The organism is Ectothiorhodospira magna, assembly GCF_900110965.1.
GTDB classification, from domain to species: domain Bacteria; phylum Pseudomonadota; class Gammaproteobacteria; order Ectothiorhodospirales; family Ectothiorhodospiraceae; genus Ectothiorhodospira; species Ectothiorhodospira magna.
Map to the genome: position 1 here is coordinate 103771 of NZ_FOFO01000003.1, position 17927 is coordinate 121697.

At 59.8% G+C, this 17927-nt stretch carries 15 protein-coding genes, 1 tRNA gene and 3 pseudogenes; 11 read left to right on the plus strand and 8 right to left on the minus strand.

All coding sequences use genetic code 11. The features are described 5' to 3' along the window. Positions 1–164: 164 nt before the first annotated feature. From modC to mgtE, 7 genes and pseudogenes are all read right to left on the minus strand, one after another. Positions 165–1232 carry a molybdenum ABC transporter ATP-binding protein gene (modC, locus tag BMX62_RS02260; RefSeq protein ID WP_090203455.1) on the minus strand — a complete coding sequence of 356 codons (1068 nt, stop codon included), beginning with the start codon at positions 1230–1232 and terminating at the stop codon, positions 165–167. Continuing rightward, entirely contained in the window at positions 1229–1921 is a 693-nt protein-coding gene (gene modB / locus BMX62_RS02265; protein WP_008932191.1) for a molybdate ABC transporter permease subunit, read from the minus strand. Before modB ends, modC begins: the two co-directional genes overlap by 4 nt. A gap of 17 nt (positions 1922–1938) precedes the next feature. Then, a complete protein-coding gene (gene modA / locus BMX62_RS02270; protein ID WP_090203460.1) occupies positions 1939–2700 on the minus strand; it encodes a molybdate ABC transporter substrate-binding protein in 762 nt (253 codons plus the stop codon). 205 nt (positions 2701–2905) lie between these two features. Next, entirely contained in the window at positions 2906–3091 is a 186-nt protein-coding gene (locus tag BMX62_RS12870; RefSeq protein ID WP_162273484.1) for a hypothetical protein, read from the minus strand. Positions 3092–3137: 46 nt separating this feature from the next. After that, positions 3138–4748 carry a Na/Pi cotransporter family protein gene (locus tag BMX62_RS02275; protein WP_090203462.1) on the minus strand — a complete coding sequence of 537 codons (1611 nt, stop codon included), beginning with the start codon at positions 4746–4748 and terminating at the stop codon, positions 3138–3140. Between the two features lie 88 nt (positions 4749–4836). Then, positions 4837–5491, minus strand: a pseudogene (locus BMX62_RS13350) (TorF family putative porin). Between the two features lie 60 nt (positions 5492–5551). Continuing rightward, positions 5552–6943: a magnesium transporter gene (mgtE, locus tag BMX62_RS02285; protein WP_090203467.1), complete on the minus strand. Its 1392-nt coding sequence runs from the start codon at positions 6941–6943 to the stop codon at positions 5552–5554. 525 nt (positions 6944–7468) lie between these two features. On the opposite strand from mgtE, the gene BMX62_RS02290 reads away from it, so the two are divergent. From BMX62_RS02290 to BMX62_RS13215, 9 genes and pseudogenes are all read left to right on the plus strand, one after another. Continuing rightward, positions 7469–7960, plus strand: coding sequence for an HMA2 domain-containing protein (locus BMX62_RS02290; protein WP_143339640.1), 492 nt, complete (start codon positions 7469–7471; stop codon positions 7958–7960). A 167-nt stretch (positions 7961–8127) separates the two neighbouring features. Further along, positions 8128–8466: a cation transporter gene (locus BMX62_RS02295; protein ID WP_090203474.1), complete on the plus strand. Its 339-nt coding sequence runs from the start codon at positions 8128–8130 to the stop codon at positions 8464–8466. After that, positions 8442–8777, plus strand: coding sequence for a hypothetical protein (locus tag BMX62_RS02300; protein WP_090203477.1), 336 nt, complete (start codon positions 8442–8444; stop codon positions 8775–8777). Before BMX62_RS02295 ends, BMX62_RS02300 begins: the two co-directional genes overlap by 25 nt. Next, complete coding sequence (locus BMX62_RS02305; protein ID WP_202906181.1) at positions 8774–9127, plus strand: hypothetical protein; 354 nt, start codon at positions 8774–8776, stop codon at positions 9125–9127. The genes BMX62_RS02300 and BMX62_RS02305 overlap by 4 nt, the downstream gene beginning before the upstream one ends. After that, positions 9120–9608, plus strand: coding sequence for a YtxH domain-containing protein (locus BMX62_RS02310; RefSeq protein ID WP_090203481.1), 489 nt, complete (start codon positions 9120–9122; stop codon positions 9606–9608). The genes BMX62_RS02305 and BMX62_RS02310 overlap by 8 nt, the downstream gene beginning before the upstream one ends. Next, complete coding sequence (locus BMX62_RS02315) at positions 9608–11731, plus strand: heavy metal translocating P-type ATPase (RefSeq protein ID WP_238375810.1); 2124 nt, start codon at positions 9608–9610, stop codon at positions 11729–11731. The genes BMX62_RS02310 and BMX62_RS02315 overlap by 1 nt, the downstream gene beginning before the upstream one ends. Positions 11732–11953: 222 nt before the next feature. Next, positions 11954–12466 (plus strand): annotated as a pseudogene (locus BMX62_RS02320) (flagellin N-terminal helical domain-containing protein); the annotation flags it as partial. A gap of 1128 nt (positions 12467–13594) precedes the next feature. Continuing rightward, positions 13595–13858: a flagellin gene (locus BMX62_RS13020; RefSeq protein ID WP_476588294.1), complete on the plus strand. Its 264-nt coding sequence runs from the start codon at positions 13595–13597 to the stop codon at positions 13856–13858. Positions 13859–14217: 359 nt separating this feature from the next. Beyond that, the gene (locus BMX62_RS13215) at positions 14218–16107 is read left to right on the plus strand and encodes a flagellin N-terminal helical domain-containing protein (protein ID WP_090203485.1); all 1890 of its coding nucleotides are present in this window, start codon (positions 14218–14220) and stop codon (positions 16105–16107) included. Positions 16108–16194: 87 nt separating this feature from the next. Here BMX62_RS13215 and BMX62_RS02335 read toward each other — a convergent pair. After that, positions 16195–17013: pseudogene (locus tag BMX62_RS02335) on the minus strand (PD-(D/E)XK nuclease domain-containing protein); the annotation flags it as partial. 229 nt (positions 17014–17242) lie between these two features. On the opposite strand from BMX62_RS02335, the gene BMX62_RS02340 reads away from it, so the two are divergent. Then, positions 17243–17328 (plus strand) — tRNA-Leu (locus BMX62_RS02340). 309 nt (positions 17329–17637) lie between these two features. After that, positions 17638–17814, plus strand: coding sequence for a helix-turn-helix domain-containing protein (locus tag BMX62_RS13035; protein WP_238375812.1), 177 nt, complete (start codon positions 17638–17640; stop codon positions 17812–17814). Positions 17815–17927 lie beyond the last annotated feature (113 nt).

The window sequence follows — 17927 nt, forward strand, 5'->3', positions numbered from 1 at the left end:
GACACGGGTGCCGCCCCCCTTCGCCCACCGTTTTGCGCAGACTTGTGCTGTCCACCACGCGAACCCCGGCCAGATCATCCACGTCCCAGTCCGTCGAGCCAGGGCATTGGGGAGAAATCAAGGCTCTGAACAGGATGCCTTCCCGCGCCGGGCGTGAAACAGGTTCAAGCCACCGCCACGCCCTTGACCATGGCCCATACGGTCTGACCCTTTGCCAGCGCGAGCTGACGGCAGGAACGCAGGCTAACACGGGCCAGCAGGGGCTGGCCACCGGTATCCAGAGTCAGAATCACATATCCAGGTTGGGGATCATCACTGATGTCACTGACCCGGACCTCAAGGGCATTGAGTACGCTGCTGCCATCGGGACGGGTCAGGGCCACGGACACATCCCGGGCGAGAATGCGCGCCCTCAGGGGAGTGCCAACGGCCCGCGCCTGATGGGAAATCAGCAGGGTGCCGCCAGCAAAGGCCAGCTCCGTCAGGTGATCAGAAACGTGGTGGGCGGCCACCGTACCTTCGATGATCGCCGAGGCCTGTTCGCTGTGGGCCAGGGGCAGATCGGTGCGGGTCAGCAGGGTCTGCAATGGCCCCTGAGCCAGAACCCGTCCCGCCTCCAGCAACACCATATGATCCGCCAGCCGGGCCACCTCCTCGATGGCATGGCTGACGTAGACCACCGGAATGGATAACTCATCCCTGAGCCGTTCCAGATAGGGCAGGATCTCCCCCTTGCTGGTCACGTCCAGGGAAGCCATGGGCTCGTCCATCAGCAACAGTTGCGGGCTGGTGAGCAGGGCACGGCCAATGGCCACCCGCTGGCGCTGACCACCGGAAAGGGCGTCTGGATAGCGGTCCAGCAGATCGGCCAGACCCAGCAGGGCCGATATATCGTTCAGGGCCAGACGGCGCCTGTCCGGGCGCAGTCGCTTGAATCCATAGAGCAGATTGTCACGCACCTTGAGGTGAGGGAAAAGACTGGCCTCCTGAAAGACGTAGCCCAGGGGGCGCTTGTGTACCGGCATCCACCGCCGACCTTCCTGCCAGGTTTCGCCGTGGAATCTGAGCCGCCCCTCTCGAATGCGCTCCAGGCCCGCCAGACAGCGCAGGATCGTGGTCTTGCCGGAGCCGGAGCGACCAAACAGGGCGGTGACCCCCTGGCCGGGGATGACCAGATCCACATCCAGGGTAAAATCACCCCGATCCAGAAAAAAACGCGCCTCGATGGTCATGACACCACCCCCACCACCTTGAAGCGGCGATTGAGGGCATACACGCTCATCAGCAGGATGAAGGCCAGGCAGACCAGCAGCAGGGACAGGGCGTGGGCCGAGGCGTAGTCCATGGCCTCCACATGGTCGTAAATGGCGATGGAGGCCACCTGGGTCTGGCCGGGGATGTTGCCGCCGATCATCAGGATCACACCGAATTCTCCCAGGGTATGAGCAAAGGACAGCACCGCCGCCGTCAGGATGCCCCGGCGGGCCAGGGGCAGTACCACGGTAAAAAACCGGTCCAGAGGACTTGCCCGCAGGGTGGCCGCTGCTTCAAGCACCCGACCCCCGGTGGCAGCAAAGGCGTTTTGCAGGGGCTGTACCACGAAGGGCAGGGAGTAGATCATGGAACCGATCACCAGCCCGGTGAAAGTGAAGGCCAGATGGCCCACGCCGATGTCTTCCAGAAAGCCCCCCACGGCACCCCGTGGACCCAGCAGGATCAGCAAATAAAACCCCATCACCGTGGGTGGAAGCACCAGCGGCATGGCCACCAGTGCCTCGATCATCACCTTGCCCCGCCACCGGGTATGGGCCAGCCACCAGGCCAGGGGCGCACAGAGCACCATGAGGATGCTGGTGCTGATAAAAGCCAGCTTGAGGGTGATCCATAATGCGGTGAGATCATTGTCGCTGATGCCGAACATGGGGCAGCTCCCCTGGGTCAGGGGGTGGTGTAGCCGGCTGCCTCGATCATCCGGGTCGCCTGCTCACCCTGCAGCCAGTCCATGAAATCCTGGGCAACGGCCTTGTTTCTGGCCCGCTTGAGAATCACTGCCTGCTGGGCGATGGGATCGAACCATTCGGCTGGCGGTATCCAGTGGGAACCGGGCATGTTGCCCTCCCCATCCTGCAACTGGGCCAGGGCCACAAAGCCCAGATCGGCGGCACCGGAGGCAACCTGAGCGTAAACCTGAGTGATGGTCTGGGCGCGGATCACCCGTCTTTGCTGATTCAGCGTGTCCCAGATACCCAGATGCTCCAGGATCTGCTGGGCCGCCACCCCGTAGGGGGCGGTGCGCGGATCGGTGATGCTGAGATGGCGGTAATTGCCGCTGCTCAGGACCGTTTCCGGAGCTTCCAGAAAATCCGGCTTGCTGGACCACAGTACCGGAATGCCGATGGCATAGGTGAACCTGGAGTCCTCCAGGGCCAGGCCATCATTCACCAGTGCTTCGGCCCGCTGGACGTCGGCGGAAAAGAACAGGTCGAAGGGGGCGCCATTGACGATCTGGGCATAGAGGGCGCCGGATGACCCGGCGCTGAGGTTGATCCTGTGTCCGGTTTCGGCCTCGTAGGTGGCCACGAGGGTCTGCAGGGTGCCCAGGAAGTTGGCGGCCACCGCCGCCCGCAATTCGGCGGCCGTGGCGGTGGACAGGCTGGACAGCAACAGGACAAGGGTGAGCAATAGGCGGCTGAGGCGCATCGTCAGAATCCTCAAATGGGGTGGGGTGGTCGGCAAGCCACGGGGATGGATGATGCATTTCTTAGCAGATTTTGCGCCAGCCTTTGATTAATGTTTAATAAATTGATTTTAATGGCTTTTTAATATTGTCAATGGGGTGGGTTGTAGGGTTTGCGACAATCCTTCCGGACACCCTTTCCTGGTGTCCGGTCCCGGTCCGCCACCCTCATCCCACCGCATCCACCGTTGTCAGGGCCGGATCATCCGGTTCTTCCTGGCAATAGACGTAGGTCACGCCGCTCAGGCGACGATTTGATGCAGATTCTGCGCCAGTCTGGTTTTTATTTTTAATGGATTGATTTTTAAGCGATTTAACAATCAACCACCGGAGGTTGTGTAGGGTTTGCGACAATCGTCCCGGACACCATGTTCTGGTGTCCGGTCCCGGTCCGCCACCCTCATCCCACCGCATCCGCCGTTGTCAGGGCTGGATCATCCTGTTCTTCCTGGCAATAGACGTAGGTCACGCCGCTCAGGCGACGATTGAGCTGCTGAAAACCGTCCAGAATCTCCCAGGCCGGATAGGGCAGGCCGGGATAGGCCCGTTTGGCCTGAATCAACCAGCGGCTGTTGTCCTGCTTGCGCTCCAGAATCTTGCGCCCCAGTTCCGGGCGTTCACGCATCAGCATCCGTGCCACGGTGTTCATCTGCTGGGTAAAGCGGGCCGCGGCATCCAGCACCAGCGGTTGTGCCGCATCCAGGGCTTCGGGGGACGCCTGCAGCAGCCGCCGGACTTCGTCATGGAGTTCCGGCCCCAGGGTGCGCACGATCATGGGCAACTCCCGCATGAAATCGTCCAGGGTATCCTTCAGGGCCTGATCCTCCCGATTGAGGGAATCATCGGGAATGGCATCCAGAAAGGCGGTCAGTTCTTGACAAACCATCTGCACCTCCCGGCTGCGGCGGGTAATGTCCGCTTCCAGGCCATCATCCAGCGCCCTCTGCTTGAACCCCTGCATCACACTGTCACCCATCAGGTGCAGAGCATCGAAAACACGCAGGGTTTCCCGCAGGGCCGCGTTGATGGCCAGGGCGGGATTCTGCAGCAGCAGCGGGTCCAGCCTTGGAGTACCGGTCTTACCCTGGTCCGGGCTGTCTGGAATCAGCGTCCTGACCCAGCGCTCCAGCGTAGGGGCAAGAAACAGGGCACCACAGGCCAGCAGATTGAACAGGGTATGGGTCCAGGCCGCCTGCTGAGGCAACTCACCCGGCAGCACCATGAGGGGCAGTTGGGGCACACCCAACAGCAACCCGGCCACTCCCAGAGCCAGGGGCAGCTTGACCATCAGGATGGCCAGTCCCAGACGGCGGCCCTGGGGATCTCCCCAGCCGGCCAGCAACACCGTCAGGCACAGGCCGATATTGGCACCCAATACCCACAGCAGCAGCATTGGCAGGGTGATCTGGCCGCCGGCCACCAGAGCCAGGGCCACGGCAATGGATGCGGTGGCACTTTGCACCATCAAAGTCAGCAGGACCGCGCCCACCAGAAACAGCAGGGGCAACTGACCCAGGGCGGCAAACAGGGCCTCCACCGCCGGATCGGCACCCAGATTGGTAGCGGCATCGCTCAGCAGACCCATGCCCATGAGCATGAAGGCAAAGGCCAGCAATGCCTGCCCCACACCGCGAGGACGGCTGGATTCCACAAACAGGAACAGCCCGGCCCCCACGGCAAGAAACAGACCGATATAGTGTTGCAGATCAAAGGAGACCATCTGCACCAGCACCGTGGTGCCCAGCTGTGCCCCCAGCAGGACCGCCAGCACATTCTTCCAGGCCACCTTGCCCCGGCGGGTCATCTGTACCGAGAGCATGGCCGTGGCCGTGGAGGAGGGCATCACTGCGCCGCTGGCCACACCGCCCACAAAGGCGCGGGCGCGGGTGCGGGTGAAGCCCTGCAGCCAGTCCAGCAGGTCACCCCCCATGATGCGGGCAAAGCCCTTGCGCAAAAACCGCAGGCCAAACAGGATCAGCAGGATGCCGGCGATGAGATTGATCGGTTCCATGGCATTCTCCCTTCCGAAGGGCCATTGTGAACTGTTGAACAGCCCCGTGACCATCGGCGTGGATGGTCACGGGGACAGACTCGGCGGATCAGAAGTTGATGGTATAACCCGCCACGAACAGCGACTGGGCGCCAGTTTCGTCCCTGGAAGCATAGGTCAGGGAAATTTCTCCCGGCCCGCTTTCCCTGGCCAGTCCCAGCATCCAGAAGGTGACACCGGATTCATCATTGGGATCATCGTACCCCAGCCCGGCCAGTACACGGGTGTCGGGCATGAAGGCATAATCCCCTTCGATCAGATATACCGTGCTGCCTTCGGCATCGGCATCATCGGCATGTACCACATAACTGACACTTGCCGTCACCGGACCCAGGCCAATGCCGAGAAAAAGCTCCCCTTCATCGGCATCGTCCTGCTCCGAGTAGTGGAAATATTCATAACCGATTTCCAGCTCCAAAGGCCCCATGGGGAACGCCACCCCAAAGAAGGGAGCCACCTCCTGCCCCATGCCATTTCCCCCCCAGGGTGGACACCTGAACCCCCAGGAACAGGCCACCGGAATGGACATATTCCACCCCGCCCTGGACCACGGCGTGATTGTTGGACACAGATTCCCCATTGTCGATGTAGTCGGTGAACGCACCGACATTGAAGGTCAGTTCGGCCTGGGCATGGCCCGCATACATCAGGCCGGTCATCAGGGCACCGATGACGCCGGCGCGGAGCATGTGATTGTGCTGCATGGGCTTTTTCATTTTGATGAACTCTTGTGTTGGAAGGCGTGGACGTGTGTGCGGGCCGGTTCAGGCGCCACCGGGAATATGGGCGCCCAGGAGCCAGGCGGCCATCAGGAAGTACACCGCCAGGCCGGTGAAGTCCTTGATGGTGGTGATGAACGGGTCGGCGCCGGGGGCATGGTCCACACCGATCTTGACCATCACCCAGGGCAGCAGGAAACCCAGGATGGAAGCGGTGAACACGGCGGTGAACAGGGCCACGCCCACCACCACCCCCAGCAGCGGAATCCCGTTGGGCGCCCCCTGCCAGAAATAGGCGATGGTGCCCGCCAGGACCGCGATCACCGACGCCATGGCCAGACCCACCATGGCCTCCCGCACCAGATGGGAGCGGAAGAACCGTTCCATGCTGATATGGCCCAGGGCCAGACCACGGGCGAAAATGGTGGTGGACTGGGTGCCCACATTGCCGCCCATGTCCATGACCAGGGGGATGAAGATGGCCAGGGCCACCAAAGCGGCCAGGGTATCCTCGAAGAAGTCGATCACGCCCCCAACCATCAGGCCACCCGCCAGGGTGACCATCAGGAAGGCCAGCCGCACCCTGACCGAATAGCCGATGGGGCCGGAGGTGAGCTTTTCCGACCGCACCACATCCTTGGCGTGCACCATGCTCCCGATGCCGGCCTTCTTGTACACATCTTCAGAAACGTCTTCTTCCAGCACATCCATGGCATCGCTAAAGCACAGCACACCGGCCAGACGATGCTGATCATCCAGTATCGGCAGCACCGGCAGGTCACTGCGCTGCAGCAGGCGGGCGGCATCCACCTTGTTGTCATGGGTGCCGGCGGTCACCCCTTCCCCGTTCACCAGGGTACGGATGGGGGTGCCGGGTTCAGCCCGCAACAGGCGGGTCAGGGAGACATGGCCCTGATACTCTCCCTCGGCATTGGTCACAAACACCACTGCCCCCATATCTTCCGGGCCATCCTCGATGCCCCGCAGCCGTGCCATGGCCTCGGCCACGCTGGTGTCCGCCGTCACCGCCACATGACCCGAACGCATCACCCGCACCACATTATCTGCATCGTGGCGAAGGATGGTCTGTACCGATTCCCGTTTTTTGGCGGGCAGGAGGGCCAGCAGCTCATCGCCGTAGCGGCGGGAAAGCAGGGACACGGCCCGGGCGATGGTGTAGCTGGGCAGGCGGGCGGCAAAACGGGCCGCCTCCGTCTTGCCCATGTGCTCCAGCAGGCCCGCCTGTTCCTCGTCATCCATGTGCAAAAAGGTAGCCACGGCATCCTTGGGAGGCAGTTCAGAAAAGATGGCCAGTCGGTAGGAAGGTTCGATGGCGGCCAGACAGCGGGCCTTTTCCGTGGGATCGGCGTCCATGATGAGCGTCTTGGCCTCATGGAACTGGCCATTGCGAAGATGGTTGAGAACGATGTGGTTCATGGGATGAATTCCGTAATGAATGTTTTCGGCACGAAGCCGTCCACGGAATTCAGGCAAGGGGAGGCCGCGCCTCCCTGGATGTGTGAAGATCAGCGGGGAGGGAAGGCCAGCCGCCTGAGATCGGCGAACGGCATGTCAAAACCTCTCAGCCGCCGCAACGGGTGGGGCGAGGGCGGGGGTTCGGGTTCAGGGTCGTCGGGCAAGGACATCACCTCCTGGTTAGGGTTTTTAGTGGCGCACACAACACCGGGCACGGGCCGGCGGCCCGTGTTGGGTATTGGATGCAAGTCAAGGAGAATGTCCGAAGGGGCAGCCGTCGGCGTGTCCCGGCCCGGTCAGGCAACGGAACGCACCATACCTGTCACGGGACAGGATAACGGGGATGCACTTTCGGAAAATCGGCTCCCTGGTTGTCGCGGCTATTTGCAGCGCGTCAGGGTAGCCTCATGGGCGGTGAGAAATTACCGCATTGCTCGGCATGGCTGCTAATATCCCTTGTCCGCAAAGATGGATTTTTTCAAAATCATGAACACATCCCTTCACATTGTTGCTTCCATTCCCGGTCGATTGCGTATAAAAGGCGAGGCCCTGCGGCGAGAAGGGACCAGAACCCGACTGGCCCAGGATTTATCCAGCCTCGATGGCGTCACCGATTTGCGTCCAAATCCCCAGGCCGGCAGTCTGGTGGTCCACTACGACCGAACCGGCTGCACCAAAGCAGACATGGAAGCCCGGATTCACCATCTCATCGCTCAGCATGGCAGCGTTTCTGCTGCTTCCGGCCCAAAATCAACCGCCCCCCGCTCCGGGCAACGGCGTCGATCAGGACAACGATCCCTGCGGATGCGGGTGAACCGGGTCTCCAAGATCGGCATGCTCGTCAGTCTGGCCGCTTCACTGGCCGTGGCTGAATTGCGCCCACGGGGCTGGAAACACTGGCATGTCACCACCGGCTGGGGATTCGTGGCCTGTCTGGCCGTGCATCTGTTGGTCTATCGACGCCACCTGCTTCGGTGAGTCACACCCGCTCTTCCCCCCTTCCCGGCTTTACTTTGATTTGGGGGAGGCTCAAAATAATTTTGCGGCTCCAAACCAGAGTCCAATCCATTCCCCGGTCACGTTAGCCAGCCCCAAGCCAGCCAGGTGCCCCTCCAAGCCAGGAGTTTTCATCATGGTGGCCCGCAATGACCCATGACGACCCTTTAACGCAGCTTTTGGGGCAGGTACGTGTTGTCCACCACCTGCGGGGTCGCATTCGCCTGAAACTGGACGCCGATCTCAAGGCACTGGCCACGGCAGCAGACATTCCCGACATGGAAAAAATGCTCAGCGCCCTGCCCGGTGTTTCCAGTGTGCGTTTAAACCTGCTGGCCCGCTCTTGCGTGGTGACATACGACGCCGAAGTCATTCCCATGTCGGCCTGGGAAGACTTTCTCCGGGGCCAGGACACCGATGCCGCCAGGACCCTGAGCCAGATTGTGCACCAGGCCCGCCAGACATGGACGGATGCACTGCCCGGCTGATCTGCCGTGCCCATCCCCCCATCTCCGGTGCCAACCGGAATGATACCCACCAGATCCCCCGGGATCTCAAGGAGCAGACCATGTACCACCTGATTCCCTTTGCTGCTGGTGCTGTAGTGGGCGCCCTCGCCGTCAGACTGCTGCGCACCAAAACCACCCAACAGGGGCTGGAAAAGGCCCAGGACACCCTGCGGGAGGCCACAGTCTCCAGCCTGAGCAGTATCGAAAACGCCTCGGCCCGGGCGCGTAAGCGTCTGGAGAACAACGTCCAGGAAAGCAAGGACGATACCGAAGGCGGGAATACACCGTGAAGCGGTATCCCTCTGGATACGGTCTTGCACCGCCAGGTCGTCCCCGTCGTGATCCTCTGGACTGCTATGACGGCTGTTTCACCCGAGGATTTGTCACCGCGGCCTGCATTTCCGCCTTTCAGGACGTGGCCCCCCCGGCCAGCCGGCCCGCCCTGGGTCGGATTGTGCGCCACGGCTTGCAGGGCGGCACCGCCCTGGTAGCGGGCACCCGGGCCGCCAACGCGGTGAGACGAGGGGATTATCTATCCGCGTTGGCGGCCACCGCCGCCGGCGCCGCCGGCGTCATGATCATCGAACAACTTCTGCATCCCTCCCAAGGGCGACAGGACAAGGAGAAATCACATGGGTAAGAAACGCAAAAAGAACAAAGCCAAAGCCGCATGGGAAGATTTTCATGGCTACGGCTATGGACCCGGTTATGGCCCAGGACCCTGGCCGGGCCGGGGACGGGGTCGCGGCTATGGTCCCTGCCCCTGGTATCCCGATGAGGACATGCCCGCGGGGGACCCCAGGGCCGCCGGATATGATCCAGAAGGCGAAGCCTATTATGACCAGGCACGTCGTGGCAGACAGGGCTACCGGGGAGACGATGAAGGCTGGCTGCATCGCCTGACCCACATGCTGGACGCCCCTCATCGGGACAAATTCCTCCTGGGCCTGATGGTGGGGGCGGGTGCCGCCTGGGTGCTCAGCGACGAAGACATGCGTCGCAAGATCATGAAAGCGGGCCTGGACCTGTACGCCGGAGTGGCCGGTGGTGTGGAAGAGGTCAAGGAACAGATGGCCGACATCAAGGCCGAAATGGAAGCGGAACGGCACGGAGATCGCTGATGATGGATGCGCCCTGGTTTGCCCGGCTGGAGCCGGTTCATGCCATCGCCGGCAGAATCCGCCTGCGCTACTGGTGCAGGCCGGATATGCCCCTGGAACCCCATCGCATCCAGCGGGCGATAGAATCCCTTCAAGGGGTCTGCCGGGTCCGGGTCAACCGGCGCATTCAATGTCTGGTGATCCACTACGACGACAGCCTCACCAATCCGCCCCACCTGGAAAACGCCCTGCTGTCATTGACCGCACCGGCCCTCTCCCCCACCCCGCCGCCTCCCCAGCGTCACAGCAGCGGACTGGCGGCGGTGGGTCTAAGCGGCGCGGTGATGCTGCTGTCCCGCTGGCTGCCCCTGTGGCTACGATTGCCACTCACACTCCTGACCGCCCTGCCGGTGACCGGAGAAGCCCTGCAGGACTTGTTTCGCAAAGGCATCACCTCCCATGTCCTGGAGGCCCTGGCCATCATCATCTCCATTGGCCGCCGGGACCATTTCGCCGCCAATACCACCATCTTCCTGCTGGCCCTGGGGGAATACCTGGAACACACCATCGAACGTCGCTCCGACACATTGCTCAAACATCTGCTGCATCCGGCGGATGCGGAAATCTGGGTCGAACGGGACGGGGTAGAAGTGCTGCTCAGCGCCCGCGAGGTCCAGATGGGCGACACGGTCATTGCCGCCACCGGCACGGTCATCCCGGTCGATGGCACCGTACTGGGGGGCGAAGCCCTGGTGAACGAAGCCACCATGACCGGAGAAAGCGTACCCGTGATCCGTCGTCGCGGTGATCCGGCCCTCTCAGGCACCCTGGTGGAAGAAGGGCGCATCCGCATCTATGCCGAACAGGTCGGTCATCACGCCGCCGCCGCCCGGATCGCCGATTTTGTCGAGCAATCCCTGAACGTCAAGAGCCACACCCAGTTGGAAGCCTCCCGGCTGGCTGACCGGCTGGTGCCTATGGTCCTGGGGCTATCCGCCGGCACCTGGGCCGTATCCAGAGACTGGAACCGGGTCGCCGCGGTGCTGCAGGCGGATTATTCCTGTGCCTTGAAACTGGCCACCCCCGTGGCCTTCAAATCCTCCATGTATCGCGCCGGCAAAACCGGCATGTTGGTGAAGGGAGCAGGCGCACTGGAGCGGCTGGCGGAAGCCGACACCGTGGTGTTCGACAAGACCGGCACCCTCACCTGCGGGGATCTGGAAGTCACCGATTCCATCGCCTTTGATGCCGCCTTCACCTCCGAGGATCTCATCAATCTGGCGGCTTCGGTGGAAGAGCATTATTTTCATCCCCTGGCCATTGCCGTAGTAGAAGCGGCGGAACGGCTGCCCCATCAGCAGCATTTCAATCACAAGGAAGTGGAGTTCATCGTCGCCCACGGCGTAGCCAGCGTCATTGATGACAAGCGCATCGTGGTGGGTTCCCGGCATTTTCTGGAGGAACACGAAGGGATAACCATGGCCCCCCAGACCCAGGTGATTGACTCCCTCAAGCGCCAGGGCAAAACCCTGCTCTATATTGGATATGGCGGCGAACTGCTTGGGGTGCTGGGTCTTAAAGACCGTCTGCGCCACAACAGCGCCGCCACCATAGCCCGCCTGCGGGCACTGGGCATCCAGCGCATATACATGCTCACCGGCGACCACAAGGACCGCGCCGAAGAAATGGCCCAACGGCTGGGTCTGGACGGCTACCACGCCGAACTGCTGCCGGAAGACAAGGCCCGCATCCTGCAGGCGCTTTCTGCCCAGGGGTCGCGCATCGCCTTTGTGGGTGACGGCATCAACGACGCCCCGGCCCTGTCCGGTGCCCATGTGGGGATTGCCATGCACCAGGGGGCCGAGATTGCCCGACTGGCAGCGGACATCACCCTGCTGGAAGACGACATTGCCCGTGTTGCCGACGCCCGCGCCCTGGCCTTATCCACCCGTGGCCTCATCGACAGCAACTTCCGTCTCACCGTAGGCCTCAACACCGCCATCCTCTCTGCGGCGGCCTTTGGTTGGCTCAGTCCCGTGGCCGCCTCCCTGCTACATAACGGCAGCACCATCGCCATTTTGCTGCGGGCCTTGTCCAGCCCCTCGGGTGGGGCGTCAATCCCCGTCAAAACGAAGGAATTTTGACGCTCTTGAAAGTCAAAAAAATCGCCTCGTCATTTTTATGACGAGGCAGATTAATTTTAAAGTGCTGTTTTTCAAGTAAAAAAATCATCCCTTCTCTGTTGTTGCCATTAAAAACCAAATGGCACGGTTCATGCTTCACCTTCATTGAGCGCGAAACAGCGTGATAACGGCGCATAGGGCGCCAGGATACCGCCGCAAACCATTGAAGGGAGCTTGAACATCATGGCTCAAGTGATCAATACCAACATTGCCTCGCTCAATGCGCAGCGCAACCTGAACAACACCCAGGGTCAGCTCAACACCACCCTGCAACGGCTTTCCACCGGTCTGCGGGTGAACACCGCCAAGGACGACGCAGCGGGTCTGGCCATCGCCGAGCGTTTCACTGCCCAGATCAACGGTCTCAATCAGGCCATCCGCAACGCCAACGACGGCATCAGCTATGCCCAGACTGCCGAAGGGGCGTTGATTGAAGTCAACAACCTTCTGCAGCGCATCCGTGTCCTGTCGGTACAGTCCACCAATGACACCAACTCTCCATCGGATCGGGAAGCCCTGAACCAGGAAGTGCAGCAGGCGGTGCGTGAGATCAACCGCATTGCCCATAACACCCAGTTCAATAATCGCAACGTGCTGGATGGCACCTTGGCCGATCTGATTTTCCAGGTGGGTGCCAACTCCGGTCAGACCATTGCCGCGACCGGGATTGATTCCCGTGGGAGCCAGTTGGGTGCAGTGATTGCCGATACGGTGGATTTTCGTTTCGGGGATCAGATGGTGGGGGCGGAGCGGTATGACATGGGGGCTATTACTGGCAACATAAATGCCGCGAATAGCTCTATGACGGTCAATGGGGTGAATGTGCCATTGGATGGCACTCCAGGCATTGATGATCTTGATGGTTCCGATGATGATGAAAAATTAGAGATTGCAGAAAAGTTACAAACCCTCATCCGCAACCAACTGGATGCAGAATATGGTCCCGGTACCGGCGCAGGATATCGCGTCATATTTGATGGAACAGGCTATGTATTTTTAAATGCCACGGGAAAGAAAGTTGAGATTGATCTCAGTATTAATAATGACGCTACAGCTCTAGATACAAAAGATACAGACATTTATCATCCCGGATTCCAGGAGCTGGGGATTGGTAATCTTGATTTTACTCAGGGAACCCCCGATTCAGGCATTGATGCTTCAGACGTATCCCTCAGAATCAACGGTGCTATCGTCAATCTTGATCCCGGTTTTTATGAAACCGCTAGTCCTGATCTTATCGAAGAACTACGAACACAAATCAGAGCCGAACTCGACAGCCAATTCGGCTCAATCCCAGGGTTCGACGAAGACAACTTCGAAATCATCTACGACGCAACCGAAGAAAAATACATCTTCCTCAACAGAACCGGCCAAAAAATCGACATCGACCTCTCCATCAAGGACCAGGCCGACCCGGTCAACGAAGTCACCCTGTACAGCACCCTGATCGGCGACTTCAACGACACCGGCAACCCCATTTCCAGCGTATACGACTACCTGGACCGGCCCGGCAACAGCCTGGATTTCCGGGTGGATATCACCGGCACCGATGGCAGCCGTACCAGTATCAAAATTGACGATGCCCGCTCCCTGTCCGACATTCTGGGCCAGATCAATGCCCGGACCACAGAAACCGGCATCACAGCATTCCTGACCCCCAACGGCAAGGACATCAGCTTCACCTCGGAATACGGCCAGAACTTCTCTGTCGATATCACCAGCAATCTGGAAAACAAGCCCATGGTCACCGGCACCCATCCCGATGACACCTTCTACGTGGACGACTTCGATGTCACCACCGTAGAAAAGGCCAACAGGACCATGATGGCCGTGGACTACGCCATTTCCCAGGTGACCGGCTTTCGCGCTGTCTTGGGCGCCATCCAGAACCGCTTCGAAAGCAACGTCGCCAACCTGCGCGTCGGTTCCGAAAACATGACCGCCTCCCGCTCCCGTATCCAGGACGCCGACTTTGCAGCGGAAACCGCCGAACTGACCCGCAATCAGATCTTGCAGCAGGCCGGCACCTCGGTCCTGGCTCAGGCCAACCAGTTGCCTCAGACCGTGTTGCAGTTGCTGCAGAACTGATCCAGCCTCCACAGTCTCCACCCCGGTGCCGTGCCGGGGTGGACCTCGGCGGGCCATGCCTGCCAAATCCCAGCAGAGCGAGCGGTACCCATTGGCAGGCCATTGCCGCTTTCGGCAATCGCCTGCCTTTTTTGGCCTTGAAATTCCTGCTTTCAGGATTTCAAATCTCCCAGCACTCAGTCTCTATTTTTTACATAAAACACTGAATATGATGATATTTTTAAAATAAAAACACCCGGAATCAGGCATTGGCACGCTCCCTGCATTATCTCGGTCAAGGCAGCCCACCTGCAGCACGACATTTCGCGGCAAGGGCGCCCCAAAGACTAACCGCCGCTAACAGTTAGGGAGTACGTATCATGTCACAGGTTATCAACACCAACATCGCTTCTATAAACGCCCAGCGCAACCTGGCCAAGACCCAGGCCGGCCTGCAGACCACCTTGCAGCGCCTGTCCACTGGTCTGCGCATCAACAGCGCCAAAGACGACGCCGCCGGGCTGGCCATTGCCGAGCGATTCACCTCTCAGATCAATGGTCTCAATCAGGCCATCCGCAATGCCAATGATGGCATCAGCTTCGCCCAGACTGCCGAAGGGGCATTGATGGAAGTGGGCAACCTGCTCCAGCGGGTCCGCGTCCTGTCGGTGCAGTCTCTCAATGACACCAACTCCGCCTCTGACCGGGAAGCCCTGAATCAGGAAGTGCAGCAGGCCATCCGGGAAATCAACCGCATTGCCCACAACACCCAGTTCAACAACAAGAACATCCTCGACGGCACCCTCAGGGAGCTGATCTTCCAGGTGGGCGCCAACTCCGGCCAGACCATTTTGCAGACCGGCCTGGATACCCGAGGGAGTCAGTTGGGGGCGGTGATTGCCAGTACTGAAAATCTGGGGGATCGGTCGATTGGGTTTGAGCGGTATTCAATGGCTCCTAATGGCCTTGATCCAGATGGAACTGTCGAGATTGATGGCCCTAATGGGTTCTTAGTCAATGGTGTTCAGATAATGGCGGTAGGAGATAATTTAAATCCTACTACTGATGAAAGTACGCTTGCTGCAGAACTTCAACAACGAATTCGTGATGCAGTAGATGCAGAGTATGGCGCCGGTACAGGTGATGGTTATCGGGTGGTATGGGATGGTACTAACTACTTATTCTTGAATGGTACGGGAAGGGAGGTTGAGGTTAATGTTCAACTTACTGATGGTACAAATCCTACGAGCCTAAATACAGCTAACGAAACAGCTGCATATTCCGGCTTCTACGAAATGGGCGTTGGGATGTTGAATTTTGGTGTCGGTTCTGAAATCGAATCCACTGACATCTCCCTTCGGGTGAATGGTTCAGTAGTAAATGTTGTTACTACTCCTACAGCTGGAGTAGAGACTCAAGAACAATTAAGATTCTCGTTGGAGACTGCAATCAATGGACCCGATGGTCTTGATAGTGCAGGTGCTATTGAAGTCATCTACGACGAAAGCAGCAACCAGTTCATCTTCTTCAACAACTCCGGTGAACGTGTCGACATCGACCTGACCATTAAGGATAGCCTCAACAACCAGGCCCGCATGAACACCTCTGTCCTCGGTGTCGGCGGTGACAACTTTAACACCAGCATTTTTGACTACTTGGAACAGCCCGGCAATGCCATGAACTTCTCCGTGGACATCACGGGCACCGATGGCAACCCCCAGACCATCAGTGTCGAAGATGCCCGATCCCTCTCCGATGTGGTGGGACGGATCAACGCCGAGACCGAAAGCACCGGGGTCACCGCCTATCTCTCCGAGGACGGAAAAAACATCAACTTCAGCTCCGCCCTGGGCACCACCTTCGAGGTTCAGGTCAGTGCCCCCGGCAACATCGGTGGGGGGGGAGCCGGCGCTCCGGTGATGACCACTGCCACCGGTGATGCCAATGGTTCCTTCTATGTGGATGATTTCAGCGTCAGAACCACCATGGAAGCCAACATGACCCTGATGGCCGTCGACTACGCCATCACCCAGATCACCGGCGCCCGCGCCATCATGGGGGCCATTCAGAACCGCTTCGAGAGCAACGTCTCCAACCTGCGGGTCGGTTCGGAAAATCTTACCGCCTCCCGCTCGCGGATTCAGGACGCTGACTTTGCCGAAGAAACCGCCGAACTCACCCGCAACCAGATCCTGCAACAGGCCGGCACCTCGGTCCTGGCCCAGGCCAATCAGTTGCCCCAGGGTGTGCTTCAGCTGCTGCAAGGCTAAAACGGGCAAGACCTACCCTTAGCGGCGGTAGGGGCCGGGTAGATGCCTTGGATGCATCTACCCGGTTTTTTTATCCCGGCAGGAATTTCACACGCTCAGCACGTCAAAAGCGATGATCTGCTGCTGCTCCCTGGAGAACTCCACGCCGATGAGGTGAATGGGCTTGCCCTGCCCCCGGTGCTTGTCGGCGTAGCCCTTGTCCTGGAGCTGTTGCAAGGCCCTGCCCTCTGGCACCTGCTCCACCACCTTGAACTCGAACAGATAGATGTGGCCATTGAAATCCACCGTCATGTCCACACGGCCAGTGTTGCCGGCATCTTCCACGGTGATGGCCAGTCCCAGAGCGGCCAGGTGGCTGTAAAACACGCTGGCGTAATGGCCTTCATACTGGGCGATGGGGTTGTTGCGGTACCAGTCGTGGGGCAGGCCGGCAAACAGGGCCTTGAAGTGGGTTTCCAGCGCCGGCAGGTCATGGGCCTGCAGGGCACGAAACAGACTGATGCGCTGCTGGGCCGCCCTGGGCATGCCCAGGGCCGGGAGCAGAGCCTGGTTGAGACTGGCCTCCACTTCCCGGTTGGGATAGCCCAGGGTGTAGAGCCAGTAACCGGTCATGGGCTGTTCCACCTTGTGTACGGTGAGATAGCCGGTCTGGAACAACAGGGCCTCGGTGGCAATCTCGTCCACGTCGAAGTGGCCCAGAAGGGCGGCCTCCGTTTCCAGGGTATCCAGCAGCAGGCTCTTGCCGAAGCGGCGGGGGCGGGAGAGGAAATAATAGCTGCCTTCATCGATCAGCTGATGAAGGTAGGGGGTTTTATCCACATAGTAGAACCCACCGGTGCGGATTTTGCTGAACGCCTGTACGCCGATGGGGAGATTGAGTGGGGTGGCCATGGAGGGAACTCGGCACCTGAAAGGTTTTACTGTCAGGGCAGAGTATCACGAAGCCGGGGCTGAGCCGCCCCCTCACCCAGTCACGCCTTCGGATGTGCCCGGATGCGGGCCGTCAGCCGCTTCCTGGACATAGCCCGCAACCCGCTTGGGGAAACCCTGAACATGACTTATTCAACGTTTCCTTTGCTTGGCATAAGGGATATAATCGGCTGTTGGCGTTGTATTGGGCTGAAACGCCTTCGCCGCCCGGATGGCGAAATTGGTAGACGCAAGGGACTTAAAATCCCTCGGCTTTAAGCCGTGCCGGTTCGAGTCCGGCTCCGGGCACCATGACTGTTCCCTTGGTACAAGTACGAAAAAATCCCACGCTTTTTCAGCAAAAACCCGCGTGAACCCTCGCCCACTCGGGCGGGGAGGTCAGCGGGGGCCGCGCAAGCGGCCCTATTTTTGTGTCTTCTGCCCCTGAACATAGGCTTTCAACGTTGTGACGCTGTGCCGCCCTCGTCGGTAGACTGCATCCGCACTCACTTGAAATCCCCCGTTATAGCTTTTAATCTATGGCTATTGTAGCAGTGAGTACTGACATGCTGAAGGCCACAAAGATTACGCATCTACCCCACGACCGAACAGGCGGCATTTCTGAACTGCCAGTTCGGCGCGGTGCGCTTTGTCTATAACACCGGCCTTCGCATCATATCCCATCGCTACCAACACCACGGCCAGTCGTTGAGCGCCAAACACGACATCAAGAAGCTGTTGCCGGTCGCCAAGAAATCGCGCAAGTATGGCTGGCTCAAAGACGCGGATTCCATTTAGGGCCAGGGTGCACCGGAAGGTCGAGGGCACACTGAAAAGCATCACCCTGACCCGCACCGTCACCGGCAAGCACTACGCCTCCTTGCTGTTTGAAACAGAGCAGGCCGCCCCGG